At 49.5% G+C, this 20,213-nt stretch carries 18 protein-coding genes; 16 read left to right on the top strand and 2 right to left on the bottom strand.

The features are described from left to right. Positions 1 to 10: 10 nt before the first annotated feature. Positions 11 to 1,852, bottom strand: a complete 1,842-nt coding sequence (gene recQ, locus CPZ25_RS12510; RefSeq protein ID WP_096918741.1) for a DNA helicase RecQ — start codon at positions 1,850 to 1,852, stop codon at positions 11 to 13. A 114-nt stretch (positions 1,853 to 1,966) separates the two neighbouring features. On the opposite strand from recQ, the gene CPZ25_RS12505 reads away from it, so the two are divergent. The 9 genes from CPZ25_RS12505 (at position 1,967) to CPZ25_RS12465 (ending at position 11,661) form a co-directional block, all read left to right on the top strand. Continuing rightward, positions 1,967 to 2,953 carry a D-isomer specific 2-hydroxyacid dehydrogenase family protein gene (locus CPZ25_RS12505; RefSeq protein WP_096918740.1) on the top strand — a complete coding sequence of 329 codons (987 nt, stop codon included), beginning with the start codon at positions 1,967 to 1,969 and terminating at the stop codon, positions 2,951 to 2,953. A gap of 259 nt (positions 2,954 to 3,212) precedes the next feature. Next, entirely contained in the window at positions 3,213 to 4,616 is a 1,404-nt protein-coding gene (locus tag CPZ25_RS12500; RefSeq protein ID WP_058696197.1) for an aspartate ammonia-lyase, read from the top strand. A 215-nt stretch (positions 4,617 to 4,831) separates the two neighbouring features. Beyond that, positions 4,832 to 6,793 carry a GTP-binding protein gene (locus CPZ25_RS12495; protein WP_096918739.1) on the top strand — a complete coding sequence of 654 codons (1,962 nt, stop codon included), beginning with the start codon at positions 4,832 to 4,834 and terminating at the stop codon, positions 6,791 to 6,793. Positions 6,794 to 6,807: 14 nt separating this feature from the next. Beyond that, complete coding sequence (locus CPZ25_RS12490) at positions 6,808 to 7,494, top strand: response regulator transcription factor (RefSeq protein ID WP_058696195.1); 687 nt, start codon at positions 6,808 to 6,810, stop codon at positions 7,492 to 7,494. Positions 7,495 to 7,579: 85 nt separating this feature from the next. Continuing rightward, on the top strand, positions 7,580 to 8,503 hold the full coding sequence (locus CPZ25_RS12485; protein WP_096918738.1) for an ABC transporter ATP-binding protein: 924 nt from the start codon (positions 7,580 to 7,582) through the stop codon (positions 8,501 to 8,503). Next, positions 8,496 to 9,218 carry an ABC transporter permease gene (locus CPZ25_RS12480; protein WP_096918737.1) on the top strand — a complete coding sequence of 241 codons (723 nt, stop codon included), beginning with the start codon at positions 8,496 to 8,498 and terminating at the stop codon, positions 9,216 to 9,218. The genes CPZ25_RS12485 and CPZ25_RS12480 overlap by 8 nt, the downstream gene beginning before the upstream one ends. A gap of 9 nt (positions 9,219 to 9,227) precedes the next feature. Then, positions 9,228 to 9,962 (top strand): hypothetical protein, encoded by a 735-nt coding sequence (locus CPZ25_RS12475; protein WP_096918736.1) that lies wholly within the window; start codon positions 9,228 to 9,230, stop codon positions 9,960 to 9,962. Positions 9,963 to 9,975: 13 nt separating this feature from the next. Continuing rightward, the gene (locus tag CPZ25_RS12470; protein ID WP_096918735.1) at positions 9,976 to 10,725 is read left to right on the top strand and encodes an ABC transporter permease; all 750 of its coding nucleotides are present in this window, start codon (positions 9,976 to 9,978) and stop codon (positions 10,723 to 10,725) included. Positions 10,726 to 10,749: 24 nt separating this feature from the next. Then, positions 10,750 to 11,661, top strand: a complete 912-nt coding sequence (locus CPZ25_RS12465) for a sensor histidine kinase (protein ID WP_096918734.1) — start codon at positions 10,750 to 10,752, stop codon at positions 11,659 to 11,661. Positions 11,662 to 11,685: 24 nt separating this feature from the next. Here the strand turns inward: CPZ25_RS12465 and CPZ25_RS12460 are convergent, their stop codons facing one another. Continuing rightward, entirely contained in the window at positions 11,686 to 12,342 is a 657-nt protein-coding gene (locus CPZ25_RS12460) for a GntR family transcriptional regulator (RefSeq protein ID WP_074616479.1), read from the bottom strand. A gap of 173 nt (positions 12,343 to 12,515) precedes the next feature. On the opposite strand from CPZ25_RS12460, the gene CPZ25_RS12455 reads away from it, so the two are divergent. The 7 genes from CPZ25_RS12455 (at position 12,516) to CPZ25_RS12425 (ending at position 20,154) form a co-directional block, all read left to right on the top strand. Continuing rightward, positions 12,516 to 13,376 (top strand): metallophosphoesterase family protein, encoded by an 861-nt coding sequence (locus tag CPZ25_RS12455; protein WP_096918733.1) that lies wholly within the window; start codon positions 12,516 to 12,518, stop codon positions 13,374 to 13,376. Positions 13,377 to 13,402: 26 nt separating this feature from the next. Continuing rightward, positions 13,403 to 14,746: an ABC transporter substrate-binding protein gene (locus tag CPZ25_RS12450; protein ID WP_096918732.1), complete on the top strand. Its 1,344-nt coding sequence runs from the start codon at positions 13,403 to 13,405 to the stop codon at positions 14,744 to 14,746. 18 nt (positions 14,747 to 14,764) lie between these two features. Beyond that, positions 14,765 to 15,739 (top strand): carbohydrate ABC transporter permease, encoded by a 975-nt coding sequence (locus CPZ25_RS12445; protein ID WP_096918731.1) that lies wholly within the window; start codon positions 14,765 to 14,767, stop codon positions 15,737 to 15,739. Positions 15,740 to 15,748: 9 nt separating this feature from the next. Continuing rightward, positions 15,749 to 16,582, top strand: a complete 834-nt coding sequence (locus tag CPZ25_RS12440; RefSeq protein WP_058696185.1) for a carbohydrate ABC transporter permease — start codon at positions 15,749 to 15,751, stop codon at positions 16,580 to 16,582. A 3-nt stretch (positions 16,583 to 16,585) separates the two neighbouring features. After that, positions 16,586 to 17,329, top strand: a complete 744-nt coding sequence (locus tag CPZ25_RS12435; RefSeq protein ID WP_096918730.1) for a tyrosine-protein phosphatase — start codon at positions 16,586 to 16,588, stop codon at positions 17,327 to 17,329. A gap of 3 nt (positions 17,330 to 17,332) precedes the next feature. Next, complete coding sequence (locus CPZ25_RS12430) at positions 17,333 to 18,367, top strand: ABC transporter ATP-binding protein (protein WP_096918729.1); 1,035 nt, start codon at positions 17,333 to 17,335, stop codon at positions 18,365 to 18,367. 188 nt (positions 18,368 to 18,555) lie between these two features. Continuing rightward, positions 18,556 to 20,154 carry a ClC family H(+)/Cl(-) exchange transporter gene (locus CPZ25_RS12425; protein WP_096918728.1) on the top strand — a complete coding sequence of 533 codons (1,599 nt, stop codon included), beginning with the start codon at positions 18,556 to 18,558 and terminating at the stop codon, positions 20,152 to 20,154. Positions 20,155 to 20,213: the final 59 nt, after the last annotated feature.

Below are 20,213 nucleotides of genomic sequence, written 5' to 3'. Positions count from 1 at the left end.
CTGTTTTTTATTATGCCTGCGCCTTGAGCCAGTCCTGGATTTCATGGAGGAAGTCTTCGCCGTAGCGCTCAAGCTTGGCCTTGCCCACGCCAGAAACCTCAAGGAATTCGCTGTTGTTTTTTGGCAGACGGCGGCACATATCGGTGAGGGCAGCGTTTGAAAAGACCACATAAGCCGGAACGTTCTGCTCCGCTGCGAGCCTGCCGCGCAGATTGCGCAGCCGGTCGAAAAGCCCGGGATTTTCCAAAGCTTCGGCGGACGCCTTCGTTTTGCCTCCTGTGGATTTTGGCGCGGGTTCTCTTTCCTTTGGCAGCTTCATTTCAATGCGCTCACCGCCGAAGAGCACATCGCGTGCCCGGGGCCCGAAGCGCATGACCGGGTACTCATCATCGGTGATGTGGATGAAGCCCTCCATGGCCAGATAATGGATTATATCCCGGATACGCTTCTCGCTGATGTCTGCCATGATATTATAGGTCGAGAGCTTATCAAAGCCGAGACCAAGAATACGCTGGTTTTTACTGCCGCGCAGGGTATCGACCACTACTTTAATGCCAAAACGCTGTCCGGTGCGTTTGATACAGGACAGAATTTTTTGAGCCTCGATGGTGATGTCCAGAATTTCAAACTGCGTCTGGCAATTTCCGCAGTGGTCACAGCAGACGGGCGCGTCCTCGCCAAAATATTTCAGCATATAGCCTCTCAGGCAGTCGTTGGTATGGCAGTAGAAGGTCATGTCCTTCAGACGCTGGCGGTCACGCTGTTTCAGAAGCGCGTTCGTTTCGGGATCTCCACCTTCCCGGTCAGAGTTCTCAATAAAGAATTGCTGGGTCCGTACATCCTGTCCGCTGTACAGGAGGATACAGTCTGCGGGCTCGCCGTCGCGGCCGGCCCGGCCGGCCTCCTGATAATAGCTCTCCATATCCCCAGGCATATTGTAATGCACCACAAAGGAAACATTGGATTTATCAATACCCATGCCAAAGGCGTTTGTGGCTACCACAATGGGTTTTTCGTCAAAAATGAACAGATCCTGATTTTTTTTTCGCACCGCGTCGGGAAGCCCCGCGTGATAGCAGACTGCAGGGTAACCCGCCGCGCAGATTTTTTCGCAGACCTCCTCGACATTTTTGCGGGTCGCGCAGTAGATAATCCCACTTTTATCAGGGTGGTCAGCCAGAATCGCCAGAAGGGCATCCAGCTTTTTAGGTGGCTTCTGAACCTCAAAGTAGAGATTTTTCCGGTCAAAGCCAGTTACCAGCACCTCAGGCTCATTTAAATCCAGAAGCCCTACGATATCGCGGCGCACCTGCTCGGTTGCTGTCGCCGTAAAAGCTGAGAGGATAGGGCGGCTGTCCAGGCTTTTGACAAAACGGTCGATTTCGAGATAGGAGGGGCGGAAATCCTGCCCCCACTGGGATACGCAGTGAGCCTCGTCAACGGTGACCATTGCGATATCCTGCTCCCGGATAAAGCTTAGAAAGCCTTCAGCCAAAAGGCGTTCCGGGGCAATGTAAAGAATTTTGCATTGACCCTGGCGGATATCAAAGAGCACTTCCCGGTATTCTGCGCTGCTCAGAGAGCTGTTGATAAAGGCAGCCGGGACGCCGGATTGGGTAAGCGCCCCTACCTGATCCTTCATAAGGGAGATCAGTGGAGAGACCACCAGTGTTATACCGTCCATCAGCATGGCAGGCACCTGGAAGCAGATGGATTTTCCCGCGCCTGTGGGCATGACGCCCACTGCGTCCTGTCCAGACAGGATTGTGTCGATGAGAAATTCCTGCCCCTCCCGGAAGGTGTCGTAGCCAAAGTATTGTTTTAAAACGGCGTGCTTGCTGCCTTGATCCATAAAGTTACCTCCAAACAAAAGTAATTTTATTATACCACAACCAAAAAATTTATTCCGTAATTTGCTTTTGGGTATATAATGATAAAAAGAAATTTTTATAGCAAGGAGAAAATAATGCTGAAAATTGCCGCTTTTGAAGTGCGAAGGGATGAAATAGAAGATTTTAAGAAAGCCGCAGAAAAATATAATGTTGAGCTGATTTTTACGGGTAAGCCCTTGAGTGTGGAGACCTTTGATTTTGCCAAAGGCTGCGGCGCAGTGACGAGCCTTGGGCATAGCCGCATCGACCGTGTGATCTTAAATCTTATGCGGGATGCGGGTATCCGTTTTTACTGTACCCGCACAGTGGGTTATAACCATATTAATCTTGAATATGCCAGGGAGCTGGGCATTCGAATCTGTAATGTCAGCTATCCGCCGACCGGGGTAGCGGAGTATACTGTTATGTTGATGCTTATGTCTCTGAGAAAGTATAAGCAGGCCATGTTCCGGGGAAACGTTAATGATTATTCGCTGGAAGGGCTGGAGGGCCGTGAACTCAAAAATATGACCGTGGGCGTTGTCGGGACCGGACGTATCGGCCGGACCGTCATTGAGATTCTGCAGGGCTTTGGCTGCCGGATTCTCGCCTATGACGCCTACCCAAACGGCTCCGTGGCCGATATGGCAAAATATGTGGAGCTGGATACCCTCTACGCCGAAAGTGATGTCATAACGCTGCATACGCCATTGTTGGAGAGCACCTACCACATGATCAACAGGGAGAGCATTGCGAAAATGAAGGACGGCGTGGTGCTCATCAATTGCGCCAGGGGTTCTCTGATGGATGTAGGCGATGTGATCGACGGCATTGAAAAGCAGAAGTTTGGCGCTCTTGGATTAGATGTTATCGAGCATGAGGATGGTATTTACCATGTCAATCATACTGTGGATATTATCAGCAACCGGGATATGGCTTATATCCGCCAGTTCCCCCATGTCACCATGACCCAGCATATGGCCTTTTATACCGAGGAGGCTGTCCGCAGCATGGTTTACGGCGCGGTAAAAAATCTGAGAGACCTGAGTAAAACAGGAAGCAGCGCTTTTGAGCTGTTTTAGCAGCAAGATCGAAGCACCCCGCTATAATGGGGTGCTTTCTTTGTGCCTGATATTCAAATAAAAAAGCTCAATTATTCAGCGGGTTGTCCGTAAAATAAAGACAACCGCCAATCATTGGAAGATAAATGTAACAAATCGGTTTCAACCTTGTAAAACAGTTGTTTTTTAGGAAAAACTTTATTATAGCACATTGATTTTTAGGTTGGGTGGCGTTATGATGTGTCCATAAAGTAAATACATTTTTTGTAGAGGGGTTAAAATGCAAGAAAGAATCGAACACGATTCGATTGGAGCGCTTCCTGTTCCAGTCGATGCCTATTACGGTGTACAAACCTTAAGGGCAAAACAGAATTTTTACATCACCGGAAAGCAGCTCCACCCGGATCTGATTGTCAGTCTGGTGCAGGTCAAAAAAGCTGCGGCCATGACGAATTATGAAACCGGTGAGTTAAATAAAGAAGTCGCTGACGCGATCATCGCGGCGTGTAATGATGTGATTTCAGGAAAATACCATGATCAGTTCATCGTCGATCCCATTCAGGGAGGCGCGGGAACCTCCTCCAATATGAACGCCAACGAGGTGGTGGCGAATATTGCCATCGAAAAGCTTGGCGGCATAAAGGGCGATTACAGCATTGTCCACCCCAACGACCATGTGAACATGTCACAGTCGACCAATGACGTGTACCCGACTGCGGGTAAGATTACTGCGCTTAAGCTTACTCAGAAGCTGCTGTTCCAGATGGAACGCCTGGGCGAGGCATTAAAGCAGAAATCCATTGAGTTCGACAATATTATTAAGGTAGGGCGTACCCAGCTTCAGGATGCGGTACCCATGCGTCTGGGTCAGGCTTTTAATGCTTACCGTTCCGCTATTGACCGGGATACCCTCCGGCTGAAGAAAACTCAGAATGAGCTTTGTATTGTGAACATGGGCGGTACAGCCATCGGTACAGCCATCAACGCCAACCCAGAATATCTGAAGCGGATTCCCGTGAACCTGAAAAAGACCACGAGCTTTAATATGGTGCTGGCTGCGGATTTGATCGACGCGACCCAGAACCTGGACGCCTTTGTGTCGGTTTCCGGCGCGTTAAAGGCAGCGGCAGTTACCCTGTCCAAAATGGCCAATGATTTCCGGCTGCTGTCCAGTGGCCCAAAAACTGGCTTTGCGGAGATTAATCTGCCGCCTAAACAGAACGGTTCATCTATTATGCCGGGTAAGATTAACCCGGTTATCCCAGAGGTTGTCTCTCAGGTGGCCTTCAATGTCATCGGCAATGACCTGACCATCACCATGGCGGCTGAAGCCGGACAGCTTGAGCTCAATGCCTTTGAGCCCGTGCTGTTTTATAATCTGTTTGAATCCATCGAAACCCTGACCAATGGGATTTCTACCTTTATCGATAACTGTATCACAGGGATTACCGCCAATGAAGACCGATGTGAGGAGCTGCTGGAACACAGCATTGTCACAGTTACAGCGCTTTGCCCATATATCGGTTATAAGGAAGCCTCCGACATTGCCAAGGAATCCATTTTGAGCGGCAAGCTGGTTTCTCAGATTGTCAGGGAAAAGGGACTGCTGAGCCAGGAAGAGCTGGAAACCATCCTTGACCCGTCGTTGATGACTGAGCCCATGGAGGAACAGCAGATTTCCTAAAAGAAAGACTCTGGCGCAGTTCGGAATTGCCTCTCTCATATGCAATTGCCAGCCGCGATAAAGCCTGTGCGATTGCATCGAGAGCGCCACTCGATTAAGACGCCGTTAAATGATAAATTTCATGAAGCTGCCTTCAGGCAGCTTTTTTAATTTGTACGTCTAAAGCTATGGTGATATAATAGACCCACACTAAAGCAGATTTTACAGGAGATTTTATGAAGCTTGTACTAGGAATTCTGGCCCATGTAGACGCCGGAAAAACGACCTTTTCAGAACAGCTGCTGTACCACACCCGGGCCATCAGAAAGCTTGGGCGTGTGGATCACCAGGACGCTTTTATGGACCATCACCCCATTGAACGTGAACGGGGCATTACCATTTTTTCGGATCAGGCAGTTTTTGAGATTGGGGGAGACACTTATTATCTGGTGGATACCCCGGGACATGTAGACTTTTTATCAGAAACCGAGCGGGCCATTCAGGTGATGGATGCGGCTGTGATCGTGGTATCCGGTGTAGAAGGAGTTCAGAGCCATACCGAAACGCTGTGGAAACTCTTGCGGCGATACGATGTGCCAACGTTGATTTTTATCAATAAAACAGACCGGGAAGGCGCAGATATTTCACGAGTCATGGAAGCGCTGAAAACAAAATGCAGTCCAGACTGCATTTTGTTTACCGGGCACTATGAGGATGCCCTCATGGACACAACTTTGGCAGAAGCTGTGGCGGAAAGGGATGAAGACCTGCTCGAGGCCTATCTGGATGGGGGCTATCAATCAGAAATATGGCAGGGCGCTCTGAGCCGGATGTTTAAAAAGACAGAAATTTTTCCGGTTTTTGCAGGTTCGGCCTTAAACGATAAGGGAATTGACGATTTTATCAAGGCCATGGCCGGTCTTTTCCATGAGGAGGAAAGCCAGGCTGAAAAGCCCTTCAGCGGACATGTTTATAAAATACTCCATGACAGTGCGGGCACCCGGCTAAGCTTTATCAAGGTGACTGCGGGAAAGCTGAAGGTCAAGGATGAGGTGCCGACCGGGAAGGACAGGGAAGGCAGGATGATCCGGCAAAAGATCAACGAAATCCGGATTTACAGCGGCGGGCGGTATACCACAGTGCCGGAAGCAGTGCCCGGGGATCTCTGTGCTGTGACAGGCCTCATTGCTACCCAGCCCGGCGACGGTATCGGGGAAAGGCTGTATCATGCGGGCTACACTACTGTGCCGCTGTTGACGGCCAGCGTCATCTATGATGAAGGCCTGAATGTAAGAACAGTGCTCGAGGCCTTTAAGGAGCTTGAGGACGAAGACCCCATGCTGGAGGTCGTCTGGAATGAAAGCCTTCAGGAGATGCATATCCATATCATGGGTGCGATTCAGCTGGAGGTGCTTGAGGCGATTGTCAGAGAACGCTTTGGCCTTGCTGTCCACTTCGGAGGCTGTGAGATTCTTTATAAGGAAACCATCGCGGCTCCGGTAACTGGCTACGGCCATTTTGAACCCCTGCGGCATTACGCAGAGGTACATCTCAGGCTGGAGCCCGCTGCGCCGGGCACAGGTATTACCTTTGACAGTGCATGCTCTGTGGATATTCTGGATACCAATTATCAGAATCTGATAAAGACCCATGTGTTTGAGCGTGAACACAGGGGTGTGCTGACCGGGTCGCCCATCACCGATATGCGTATCGTTCTGATCAACGGGCGGGCACATCTTAAGCATACCGAGGGCGGCGATTTCAGGCAGGCGGTTTACCGGGCGATTCGCCAGGGACTGGAGCAGGCAGAGTCCATTTTACTCGAGCCGGTCTACCGGTTTGAAATCGAGGTTCCCTCAGAGGCGATGGGGCGTGTCATGTCGGATATCCAGAAAATGGCCGGACGTCTTGAAGCACCCGAGCTCAAGGGCGACCAGACCCTGATTACCGGCTTTTGTCCGGTGGGCACGATGATGAACTACAGTCAGGAAATTCTGTCCTTTACCAAAGGGCGGGGGATACTCAGAACATCCTTTTTCGGTTATGAGCCCTGTCATAACGCGGAGGAGGTTATCGAGCGCGTCGGTTATGATAAAAAGCATGATGTGGAAAATACCTCGGATTCGGTTTTTTGTTCTCATGGCGCGGGTTTTAACGTTCCTTGGGATCAGGTGGCGGAATATATTCATTGTAAGTAAAGGCGGTGTAAAGAATGGAGCAGACGAAAATTTTAGTCGTTGAGGATGACCGGGAGATTAACAGCATGCTGTGTGAAATGCTGGATGAAAACGGCTATGCGGCAGAGGGTGCGTTTACAGGTATGGAGGGGTTGTCCAGACTGAGAAACGGAGGATATGATCTGTTGATACTGGATTTGATGCTGCCCTATAAAAGCGGCGACGCAGTGCTGCAGGAGCTCAGGAGCTTTTCCAGCTTACCGGCCATTGTTATTTCAGCCAAGGATACCGTACAGAACAAGCTTGACCTTTTTCACCTGGGCGCGGATGACTATTTGACAAAACCCTTTGATTTGGATGAGGTGCTGGTACGGGTCGAGGCTGTCCTCAGACGATGTGGCAGCGGCGGAGTCCAGAGAGCCCCGGAAATTTTAAAAGCCGGAAATTTGGCTGTGGATACGGAGGCAAAGACAGCCAGCGTCAATGGCCGGGAGTTGGTACTGACGGCCAAGGAATACGGTATCTTAGAGCTTTTGACGCGCTATCCCCACAAGGTTTTTTCAAAGGCCAACCTTTTTGAAAGTATCTGGAACGAGGAATATGCCTGTGAGGATAATACCTTGAACGTGCATATGAGCAACCTCAGGAATAAGCTGAAGGCGGCAGACCCGGAGACAGAGTATATCAAAACGGTCTGGGGTATGGGGTACCGGATGAATTAATTTAAGGTTTTCTTTAGAACTGGGTTAAGAACTTCTTTATTCTTGCGGCGTAAAATGAAAGCATCAAGGAAAAGGAGACACTAAAATGGACGAAGTTGTATTAAAAGCGACGGATTTGTGTAAAAATTATGGGAGCTTTAAAGCCCTTGACCATTTGAGTCTGACCATTGAGAAGGGGAAAACCTATGGCTTGATCGGCAAGAACGGCGCAGGAAAGACAACCTTTATAAGACAGGTGTGCGGACTCTCCTACCCGTCTGGCGGGGAGCTGACGCTCTTTGGTAAAAGCGACGAGAAAGGAATGCGCGAGGGAAGAAAGCGCATGGGCTGCCTGGTGGAGACGCCGGCGCTGTATCAGGGTATGACAGCAAGGCAAAATATGGAGGCACAGCGGATTCAGAGAGGAATCCCGGATAAGAAAGCCGCAGAGAGAACTCTGGAGCTGGTGGGGCTTACGGATACAGAGCGGAAAACGGTTAAGCATTTTTCTCTTGGGATGAAACAGCGGCTGGGGATTGCCATGGCCCTTATCAGCGATCCGGAATTTCTGATCCTCGATGAGCCCATCAACGGGCTGGACCCGGTGGGGATTGTGGAAATTCGTGAGCTTTTAAAACGGTTAAACACAGAGCGAGGTACCACACTGCTGATTTCAAGCCATATCCTCAGTGAGCTCTATCAGACGGTGGATCATTTTATTATTATCGACAGGGGGCATATCATTGAATCGCTGACCCAGGAAGAACTGGATGAGCGCTGCCGCCGCCACATCGCCATTGAGGTGGATGATGCGGCCAGAGCTGCCGCGGTCATTGAGGAAGCCCTTCACACTGATAATTACAGGGTTATGCCTGACGGTACCATTAAGCTTTACGACCATCTGGAGGAGATACGCGCTGTATCAGCAGCTTTATCTCAGAGTGGGCTGCTTCTGACAGGCATCAGCGTCCGGGGTGACAGTCTGGAGGACTACTTTCTGCAAAGCATCGGAGGCCGGGAAAATGGGTAATCTGCTTCGGCTGGAATGGTACAAGCTCTGGAGGGATAAAACTTTTTACGCAGTGTTTGGCGTGACTGTGCTTCTGGGAATCTGTATCAGCTTTGACGGTCACAGTGTGACCGGGCTGCAGGTTATGGGGGCGTCGCTTCATACAGCTAATCTGCTGATTCTGCCAGTCTGTGTGTTTCCTGGGCTGTTCATCGGACGCGAGTTTGGCGAAGGCACTATTTATCACGGAATTGAGAGCGGCCACAGCCGGTTTCAGGTATTTCTGGCTAAATCAGTGGTATTTTTTATCGGGTGTGAGGTACTTATGATGGCCTTTCCGGCTGCCAATGTGTTTTTTCACAGCCTGGTTTTTGGTTTTGGTAAAACCATGTCTGCTGAGATTGCCCTGTACCTGATAAAGGTGACCGGGATTGTGGTAGTGCTCAACGCAGCTTCAATGGCAACAGGCCTTCTTTTGGGTTTTTTATGCCGGGACGTCGCAAAGACTATTGGTATCAGCCTGTTTGTTTTTGGGATTTTGACTTTTGTTTTAAATCTTTACGGCGCAAAACTGAGTTTTTTGAGTTTCCTGATTCCCATGGCCGCTGAACGTCTGCTCATGACTGAGATTCTCCCAGCAGCGTCGCTGTGGTTAATTTTAGGATCAGGCGCAGTGTGGATTGCAGTGCTGGGGGCAGGAGCATTTTTCTGTTTTGCCAGACGTGCTCTGCAGTAGAGGTGTACCATGATTAACTTGATGAAGATGGAATGGTACAGGCTCAGGCACAGCAGGCTTTTCGGGGGACTGTTGTTGGGTATTTTTATTGCTGGATTGTTCATCGGCGCGTCCGAAACAGAGGGACAGGTTGTAGCAAGCGCTGCCGCCAAAGGAAATGGAGGTGTGCAGCTGATCCAGCAGATGATGTCAGAAGCGGTTCCGATGGGGTTTCTTGCTTCGATTTTTGGCGTTATTTATCTGGGACAGGGATTTGCAGAACGCACACCAAATCTTGCAGTTGAGAGCGGCTCCGGCAGAAATGCTGTTTTTTTGAGTAAAATACTGATTTACCTCATGGTTATTTCGTTGGCTATGATGGTTTACATATTGGCGGGCGTGATGGTCGCAGTTGTTACCCTGAACTTCACCGGGGGGCTTTCAAGATTTAATGGACTTGAAATAGCAGTGGCTTTTTTTATGACAGGTTATGCAATGTGTGGAATGGCGCCGCTGTTTCTGGCAATATTCAGAGACGCGGCAAAAACAACACTGTTTTCAATTCTGGCGTTGATGCTGCACATTTTTCTGGCAGTATCTGGCAATGTATTAACAGAAGTGCAGTGGTGTATGCCTTTAAATCAAATGCAGGCTTCAGAACTGGGGATGGCAGAGTGGCTGACAGCTATGGGGATCGATTTTGCTTTTCTGGTGATTCCTTCTTTCCTGGCCTGTCTGATTTTTTCAAAGCGTGAGTTGAAGTAGAGGAGATGACGAAATGCTTGTTTTAATCAAAATGGAGTTTTATCAGCTTGTCCGTAACAGGCTGTTTTATCTGATGGCTGGAATCAGTATTATTTTCGGGGCCTTGATGAGTTCGGGATATATTGGAGATACAAATCCCTTTGGTATCCCGATGGCAGATGGATTATCTGTATTTGGAGGAATGGTCTATGATTCTACCATGTGGCTCATTGTCATTGGGGCGATGAGCGCTCTGATGCTCGGGCAGAGCGCCTCGGATAAAACGCTGGCGCTGGCTGTATCCGCGGGACACAGCCGCGCTTCAGTTTATTTTTGCAAGGCGCTTGTGTTTTTGCTGACTGTCAATATTGTCATGTTTCTTTATCCCTTCGCGGGACTCATTGTCACTGGTGCGGCGCACGGGTTTGACAAAGGCATTATTACAGAGCCTTTTGCCCAGTATCTTCTCAGGGTTACCGGTATGGTTTTTCTGGCAAACTGCGCGGTTTTCAGCGTTTCAATCCTGTTAATGGCCGTTTTTCAGGACGCGGCCAAGACAACGGCCTGCGCAACGCTGGCCATTATTCTGGAATCCTTTGGGATGATATTTTTTCTGTCAAGGAGGATGTCGCCGCTTTGGCTTCCGCCTTATATGGCGAGGGCAGCAGTTTTCACACCTTTGAATATATCCCAGGTTATCCTGATTTTGACAGCCTGTCTTGGTTTTACGGCTTTACTCCTGGGCGCTGGATATTTTGTGTTCAGGAAGAGAGAGATAAAATAAAACAAAACAGAAAGCGTGGGGTCAATGTTTGGAATCATCGTGGTTTTAGCTGTGGCTGTGGCGGTATTAGCGGTTCGGACAGCGGTTATGCGGCGGGAGATAAGGCGTATGAGCCGCCAGCTGGAGGACTTATCCGCCGGACGGACTGAGAAGAAGATCAGTCTGACCTTAGTGGATGCCCGGCTAAACGAGCTGGCAGCTCAGATCAATGAGAATATGGAGCTTCAGAAGCAGCTGCGCATTGACACGCGAAAAAGAGAGCAGCGGCTAAAGGATTCCATCGCGGGTGTTTCCCATGATTTGCGGACACCATTGACAGCGATCATCGGTTACGTTCAGATGCTTGAGCGCAGCGGACTGAGCGGGGAGCAGCAGGAAAAAGCTGCAGTGATTTTAAAAAAAGCCGACGCCATGCGGGAGTTGGTTGAAAGCTTTTTTGAACTCTCTGTCATGGAATCGGGTCAGTCGGAGCTCGCGGAAGAACCGGTTAATTTTACCAATATAGTCTCAGAAGCGGTGGTGGATTTTATCCCGCGGTTTGAAGCGGCAGAGCTAAAACCCGATATTGACCTTGGAGGTAAAAGCCTGTATATGGCGGGGGACAGAACTGCTCTGCGGCGCATTGTCCAGAACCTTTTGTCTAACGCCCTTAAATACACCGCAGGCAGGGTAGAGGTTACCCTTGAGGAAAGAGATGGAGAAATAATCCTGACGGTTGCCAACGAGGTAAGGCCTGACGCCTCTCCGGATATGGAAAGACTTTTTGAGCGCTTTTACACAGCGGATGATTCCAGAAACAGCGGAGGTGCCGGACTGGGGCTGTACATTGTGAAATTGTTGGCGGAAAAAATGCAGGGTGCGGTGAGTGCCTCTCTTGAGAATAAAACACTGTCGATTTATGTTGTATTCCAAGAAGAAAAAAACAAACAGGCTTGAAGCGGTTGTCTTCAAGCCTGTTTGTTATATCTGCCCATAATACAGAATCTGGTTTCTGGCATAGTCAAAGTATTCTTCCAGCAGCCGGTCGGTGTGGTCGTAGGCCCCATCAGTGATGGACTGGTTGAGCTGATGAATAAAGCCGACGGTGGTCTGTGTTTTCTTCGGGATAGCTGTGGGATGTGTCATTTTGTTGTAAACAGACGTGCTGATTACGCGTTCCCAGGAGGTGTTGTAGACAACGCTCAGCTGGCTGTTGCCCGCGCTGGCGATAAAGCAGCTGTTGTACTGATGGGTTTTTTCAATATAGGACGCGTATTGGCGTTCATTCCGCAGGACCTGGGCCTCATCGCCGAGGCGCTTTAAGGCGGCAATATCAAAGATGGTTTCGCCGTTTTTGACTTTTTTGACAGCGCTGTGTTCAAACAGGATCATCATTTCCAGAATATCCACCATTTCACGGCTGGAAGTTTCCCGGATGGAGATGCCCCGGTTTTTATGATAGGTAATAAAACCCTCGTACTCCAGCTGTTTCAAAGCATAGCGCACCGGTGTGCGGCTCATGCCGAGCCCCTGGGACAGGGAGGCCTCGGATAAAATATCCCCTGGAATCAGCTCGCCGGCCAGGATTTTTTCCTTGAGCTGTCTGTGGGCGTCTTCTTCTCTGTTTTGAATTTTCATAGTCCTTTTCTCCATTAACCGATTATTAACGTTAAATTAACGGGTTTGTGATATTTCATATCGAATACGAGTAGTATACTACAGGTGTCCGACACGGTAAGTTTGGTATTATCATATAATAATTACGGTAAAAAAACAAGTATTCAAGTCGATAAATATCTGAAAAGGAGAAAATGATGAAGACAATCACTTTCGCACATCTTTCCGATCTGCACATTCTAAAGGACTATGGCAACTCGATGTTTAAGGACATGGTAGGCCATATGGAAAAAAAGCCCTGCGAGGTTCTTGAAGGAATTGCCGGCTGGCTCAGGGATAACGCCGGAAAACTGGATTTTGTTCTTTTGACAGGCGACCTGGTTCATGAGGGTGGCGCAGATGAATACTGTTACCTGAAAATGCTTCTGGAAGAATATTTTGACGGCACGCCGGTCTGTCCGGTTCTTGGAAATCATGACAGAGTGGCAGCTTTCCATGAGGGCTATGAAAACAGTGAGCCGGGTACAGAACCTGTATACTACGCGAGAGAATTTGACGGGCTCCAGCTCATTGTGCTGGACTCCAGCGTTGGCTGTGATGCCACGCATCATTCCGGGCGCTTTGACGAGGCGCAGTTTGTATTCCTTGAAAAGGCACTGGAAAAGAAGATGCCCCGCGGGCATATTGTCGCTTTTCACCACCCGGCCTTTGACGAGTGGGCAGATGAACGGGTCAGCGCCTTTGGTGTGGAAGGCTCCGAACGGCTTGGAGAGATTATCAGCGGAAAAAATGTCCTGGCACTGCTGAGCGGACACACGCATGAGAATATCAATACCACCTTTTACGGCGTACCAGCCTATACAGCTGAGAGCACTGCTTTTGGTGTGGCCATCAATGAAAAGGGGATGTACATGACCCCGGCAGCAGGCTTTAATCTCTGCACGGTAACAGACCGTACGCTTCGGGTTGAGACCTTGTCTTATCCGCCGAATGACCAACCTATTACAGAGCCTATCCCTCTGGAAGCGCTTGGACAGATGATGAAAAACGCGTAAGCGGCATAAAGAAAAGGAGCAATGCAATGAATAAATTTGTTAAGGGCATTTTAGGCGTTATTTTGTCGGCAGCGGTCGCAGGCACAACCCTGGCAGGCTGCAGCAGTACAGGTACTGGAGGAGCCGGAAGCGATTCAGCGGTCAACGCATCATCAGGAAAGCTTGATCCTGACAATCCCACCGAGATTACCTTTTATTCTTACAGCCTGGGATACCCAACCATGAAGTCTGGCATGGAGCATTTGATCAGCAGCTTTAATGAGACAGTCGGTAAGGAAAAGGGTGTTGTCGTTAAGGGCGTTGTGGACAACAACATGAGCCAGAACAGCGCGGATATCGCCGCGGGTATGGAGGTGGATATTGTCCAGCACGCTTTTGGAATGCTGGACGCTTCCCGGCTGAACCTTGGCTTTAAATCTTATGAAGAGCTGTTTCCTGCGGATGAGCTGGCAGAGCATACAGGTCAGATGATTCCAAATGCTCTGGAACTCGGGAAAATTGACGGGCAGATGTACGGGCTGGCCTTTACCTTCAGCACACCGATCCTCTACATCAACAAAGGGCTTTTTGAACAGGCGGGCCTGGATACAACAAATCTGCCAAAAACCTGGGATGACGTCTATAAAGCAGCGGTACAGATCAAGGAAAAAACCGGTAAAGATGGCTTTGGCCTCGCGCCGGATAATGGCTGGATCAGCGAGGGACTGATCTTTTCAAACGGGGGTGAGGTGTTGAACAGCAATAAAACCGAGGCGAAGTTTGACAGCCCGGAAGCTGTTGAGGCTTATGAAATGTGGAATAAGCTCTACAGCAGTGGCGCAGCGGTAAAAGGCAGCGACAAGGATGTCATGGATGCTTTTATGGCTGGCAACGTGGCCATGAATCTCCAGTCCACTTCCCTGCTCAGCGGTTACCAGAGCGCGGCAAAGGCCGGCGGCTGGGAGCTGTTAGGTGCAGAAATGCCGCAGTTTGGTGATAAAGCCTCTGTTCCGGTAAATTCCGGGAGTTGCCTGGCAGTCCGTTCAGATGATCCGACCAAGTCTGCAGCCGAATGGGAGTTTATCAAGTATGCTACCGGAAAGGAAGGATACACCATCATCACTTCTGAAATCGGCTATCTGCCGCTGAGAATGGATATTACCGAAGATCCGGCGTATCTCAAGGATTTTGTGGACGCGAACCCCATTGTCAAAACAAACCTGAAGCAACTTGAAAGAATCAAACCGGTGACCATCTGGCCAGGAACTGGAGCAAAGGAAGAGTATCAGGTATTCCTTGACGCTACTGTCAAGTCCATCACTGAAGGCAATGTTCAGAATGTTTTATCGGACGCGGCTAAACAGATGAATGACCTTCTAAAGAACAATTAACAATAAGGTGATGAACAGATGAAAAAATTTTTAAAGCTTCCGGCCCAGGTTTATACCCTGGCGCCGGATATTGAAAGGGCAGGGGAACGGATAAAGCCAAGGCCGAAATTTAAGTTTAACTATAAACCCTGGCTGTTTCTGCTGCCCGCTCTTGTGCTCATTGCTTTCTGGCTCTACAGGCCTCTGGCTGAGACTGTCTACTACGCCTTTCATAGCTGGGGCATGGTGCCGGGAACCATTCCGAGGTTTGTAGGTATCTCCAATTTTACCAAGCTGTTGACCAGCAAGGATTTCTTTACCTCCATTGGAAACACCGTCTTTTATATCGTTGGCCTGCTGCCCTTCTCAGTGATTATTCCGTTGTTTCTGGCGTCTGCCACCAACGACCTTCCGTCAAAAGCCAAGAATTTTTACCGCGCCCTGTTCTTTATTCCCATGATTATGGCGCCGGTTGCCACAGCCACCATCTGGCGCTGGCTGCTGAACCCCAGCAGCGGACTCATTAATCAGCTCATCGTGGGTCTGGGAATCAGTGATACCAACATCTCCTTTTTCCTGACAGAAGGCGTGGCGCGCATGACGATTCTGCTCATTACAGGCTGGAAAATGATTGGTTTCAGCACCTTGATGTTTTCGGCGGCACTGACAGGGATTAACCGGGATTACTTTGAGGCAGCCCGTCTTGACGGAGCCTCCAAGCTGCGCCAGTTTACGACTATTACCCTGCCGCTGATCTCGCCCACTGTCATTTTTATGCTGATGATGAGCATTCTCTTTGCCAGCCAATGGACCTTCGCCTACATTGATCTGCTGACGCAGGGAGGCCCATACGGTACCACCACCAATATTTATTATGAGATGTACAAGTATGGCTTTTCATCCCTGAACGTGGGCATGAGCTCAGCCTCAGCGGTAATCTTTTTCATTATTTTCGGGATCATCGCCCTGCTGTTAAACCGGCTTTCGGCCAGGTTTGTATTTTATGATAATTAGGAGGCCTCTATGAAAGCAACAACCATAAAAGCCAGCCGCAAGGCCTCGGCCGGAGTAAAGCACGCGCTGCTGATCCTGCTCAGCTTTATCGCGGTGTTTCCCCTGTACTGGATGATTGTCTCCTCCTTTAAAAATGAAGCGGAGATTTTTGGCTCGGCACTGCTGCCCGCAGCGCCGACCTTCAACAATTATATCTACGCCTTTCAGAGCATGCCCATCTGGCGGATGCTTGGCAATTCCATTGTCATGTCGGTCTTGATGACGACGCTGCAGCTGTGCACCAGCCTGCTGGCGGCCTATGCGCTGACACGTTGGGACTTCAAAGGTAAAAAGCTGATCTACGGGCTGCTGAGCCTATGCTGGCTCATACCTGTTCAGGCCATCATGATTCCCAATTATGTGACCATTGTCAATATGGGGCTGAAAGAAAACCTGCTGGGAATTGTGCTGCCGACGGCGGCCACAGCCTTTGCGATTCTGAATCTCTTTCAGGTTTTTGAGGCCTTTCCCAAAGCGCTCATCGACGCGGCCCGCATGGACGGCGACAGTGAGTGGGGAATCCTGACCCGCGTTATCCTACCAAATATTAAGGCTTCCGTGGCCTCCCTGGGAATTTTACTGTTCATCAATTCCTGGAACGATTATATGTGGCCTATGCTCATTACATCAAAGCTGGAGAATGCCCCAATACAGATTGGCCTGCGGACTTTTGTCAGCTCAGACACCAATATGTGGGGGGCTTTGATGGCAGCCACTACAATTTCATGTATTCCCATTCTGCTGCTCTATCTTTTTATGCAACGGCAGATTGTTGACTCTTTTGTGAAATGGGGGATTAAGTAAAAAATGCTTGACTATAAAGAATACCAGATCGAATTGGATGGATGTCATAATTTTCGAGATCTCGGCGGTTTTCCAGGGACAGACGGCGCTACATGTTATGAGGTAGCCTACCGGGCGGACGCTTTGGGTGAGCTGTCTGAGCGGGATGTTACCTGCATGAAGGATTTGGGAATATCCACAGTCATTGACCTGAGAACACCAGAGGAGCGGAGTGCAGTGCCGGACGTGATAGCTTCAGATGCGGATTTTGACTATATTACACTGTCCCTTATGAACCAGAGCGCGGCTGATTTAGAGGATATCACACAACTGTCAACACTGACGGAATTATACATTGACCTGCTGGAAAACCAGCCCGCCGGATTTAAAAAAATTGGTCAGATTATTTTAAATGCGCCCGGCGGCGTGGTGTTCCACTGCACTGCGGGCAAAGACCGAACCGGAGTGACCGCAGCGCTGCTGCTGGGACTTGCGGGCGTAGACCGGCGGCTCATAGTGGACAGCTACGCTAAAAGTGCGGAACTCATGCGTGAAAAATTCCGGCGGATGCAGCCTCCGGGGCTTCCGAAAAGTGAGGCGATGGACCTGGTGGCAGCGCGGCTTTTGGGGTCAGAACCCGAATATATGGAAAAAACGCTGGACTATCTGGAACGGTATTTCAAAAGCGCCAGGCAGTATTTTCTGGAAGCCGGCCTTTCTGCCGGAGAGACAGAAGACCTGAAGGAAAGGCTTGTGAGAGGAGTATAAAACATGGGAAAAATAGCGATAGAGCATCTCGTGAAGGATTTTAACAAAACCAAGGTATTAAAGGATATCTCTCTGGAAATAGAGGATGGCTCCTTTACAATTCTGCTGGGGCCATCGGGCTGCGGAAAATCAACGCTGCTCCGGATTATCGCAGGTCTTGAGACGCCTACCTCCGGCGGGCTTTTCATCGATGATAAAGATGTGACCGACAGCGAGCCGAAGGACCGGGAGATTGCCATGGTCTTTCAGAATTATGCCCTTTATCCCCATATGAGCGTTTTTAAAAATGTTGAGTATGGTCTGAAGATTAAGAAAATTCCAAAGGAGGAACGCCGAAAAATGGTGGACGACGTCTTGAAGATGGTTGATCTGTCGGACCAGGCAGAAAAACTGCCTGCCCAGATGTCCGGCGGACAGCGGCAGCGTGTGGCGCTGGCCCGGGCCATTGTCAAAGATCCCCGGGTTTTTCTCATGGATGAGCCTTTGTCCAATCTGGACGCTAAGCTCAGAACTCAGATGCGCTTTGAGCTCATCGAAATGTATAAAAAGGTCAAGAACACCTTTTTATACGTCACCCACGACCAGGTTGAGGCAATGTCCATGGGAACTTATATCGTGGTCATGAACCAGGGGGAGATTATGCAGAAGGGAACCCCGAAGGAGATATACACCAACCCTGCCAATCTCTTTGTGGCGCAGTTTATCGGCGCGCCGCCCACCAATATCATTGATATGAATCACTTTTATCTTGGAGTACGTCCGGAAAATATTAAAATCAGAAGTGCCGGAAGGGAGGATGCCTTCCGGCTGCCAGCCTCTGTTCTGTCAAAGGAAGAGCTGGGCGGAGAGTCTATCTATCATCTTGAGACGCGCTTTGGCAAGGTTAATGTCAAGACGCCGACTTGCTGGAATACCCTGCCGCCACAGGTCGATCTGGCCTTTGATCGCAGTGACGCCATGCTGTTCGGCAAAGACGGTAGCCGCATGGGCGTGACGGGTGACGAGGTACAGGCGCTTGAGAATATGCTGGTGTCTTAGTAAAAAAGCTTAACATACATTTCTTTTCCTTATTTCAAGAGGTAGTCCCGGTGAACCGGTGGCGGCCTCTTATTTTTGTATTAAATTTTTTAAGAAAAACCATTTGTAGAAGGCGTAAAAAGTCCTCAATATTTGTATATTTTTTCAAATTATGGTAAACTTATAAAGATTTCTAAGGAAATTTAAAGGTGAGAGAAGTGTTTAAGCCTGTTGAGAACAGCACAGAAAATTTAATAGCCCATACGCGTAATATGAAATACCTCCTGGCGATGGAGGGGATTTTTGTCGGTATGATCGCAGGCGGTATCGCGATTATCTACCGGCTGGCCCTGAACTTTTCAGAAAAAAATATGAGTTTTATTTTATCTTACGCGGGTGAACACCACTGGGCCATTGCGGCATGGTTTGCCGCCCTTATCGTGATGGCGGTAATTGTCGGGAGGATGGTCAAGTGGGAGCCGATGATCTCTGGAAGCGGGATTCCCCAGGTAGAAGGGGAGCTTCAGGGATATTTTGAAGAGCCCTGGCTCAAGGTTATCATCGGAAAATTAGTAGGGGGGATTCTCTGCATTATCGGGGGGTTGTCCCTGGGGCGTGAAGGCCCGTCTGTACAGCTTGGCGCCATGGGCGGCAAGGGCTTTTCGAGGATTTTTAAACGCCTTAACATTGAAGAACGCTATCTGATGACCTGCGGGGCAAGCGCGGGGCTGGCAGCGGCATTTAACGCGCCGCTGGCAGGCATTATGTTTGCTCTGGAGGAGGTTCATAAAAATTTCTCTGCAACTGTGCTTTTTTCCGCTATGACGGCTTCCGTCACTGCGGACTTTGTTTCAAAATATGTTTTTGGGTTGGGTTCGGTATTTCAGTTTCGGGTAGACTCCTCGATTCCGCTGAAATACTATGGCTTTATCATTCTTTTGGGAATTATTCTGGGAGCAGGCGGCGCTTTTTACAATAAGGTGCTGGCAGGTACCCAGGATTTATACGCCAGGATGACCTTTTTAAAAGCTGAATTCCGTCCGGTTATCCCCTTTTTAATGGCTGGGATTCTGGGCTTTACGCTGCCCCAGGTATTGGGCGGCGGACACATGATGATCGAGCTTCTGGCGCCGGGTAATCTGCCCCTGACCATGATCCTGCTGCTGCTGGTGGTGAAGTTTATCTTCTCCATGTTTAGCTTTGGTTCCGGCGCGCCGGGCGGTATCTTTTTTCCGCTTTTAGTTTTGGGCGCGTATATCGGTGGATTTTATGGCATGGTCGTTGTCCGCGGAATGGGGATGGATCCGCAGCTCATCAATAATTTTATCATTCTGGCAATGGCCGGCTATTTTACCGCCATTGTCCGTGCGCCTATTACAGGAATCGTCCTGATTTCTGAGATGACGGGCTCCTTTACGCATCTGCTGTCTTTATCGGTTGTTGCCATCACTGCGGAGATCACTGCGGCGGCACTTAAATCTGAGCCGGTCTATGAAATGCTGCTTGACCGCATTGTCGCGAGACGCGGGGAAGAACCTTTGCCTGAAACCAGCAACAAAACGCTGATCGCCGTCTCTGTGCATCACAGCTGCGGTCTGGTCGGTAAGCGTATCTGGGAAATTCAGTGGCCGGAGAACTGCCTGCTGGTGGCTATCCGAAGGGGAGAAAAAGAACTGATCCCCAAGGGTGATACTAAAATAAGGCCAAGCGATACCATTGTGGCTCTGGCAAATGAGACCGACCTGAACAGGATAAATACAGAGCTGCACGCTCTTTGTGAGGAAGCGTCTGCCGCCGGCAACAGCTGATTTTTCAGGCGGGCGTTATATATAAAGTCTAACATTGATATCAATACTATCTGAAGTGA

Origin of the sequence: Eubacterium maltosivorans, assembly GCF_002441855.2 — a bacterium.
GTDB classification, from domain to species: Bacteria; Bacillota; Clostridia; order Eubacteriales; family Eubacteriaceae; genus Eubacterium; species Eubacterium maltosivorans.
Note: the sequence above shows the minus strand (reverse complement) of the source record. Positions and strands in the feature narration are given on the sequence as shown.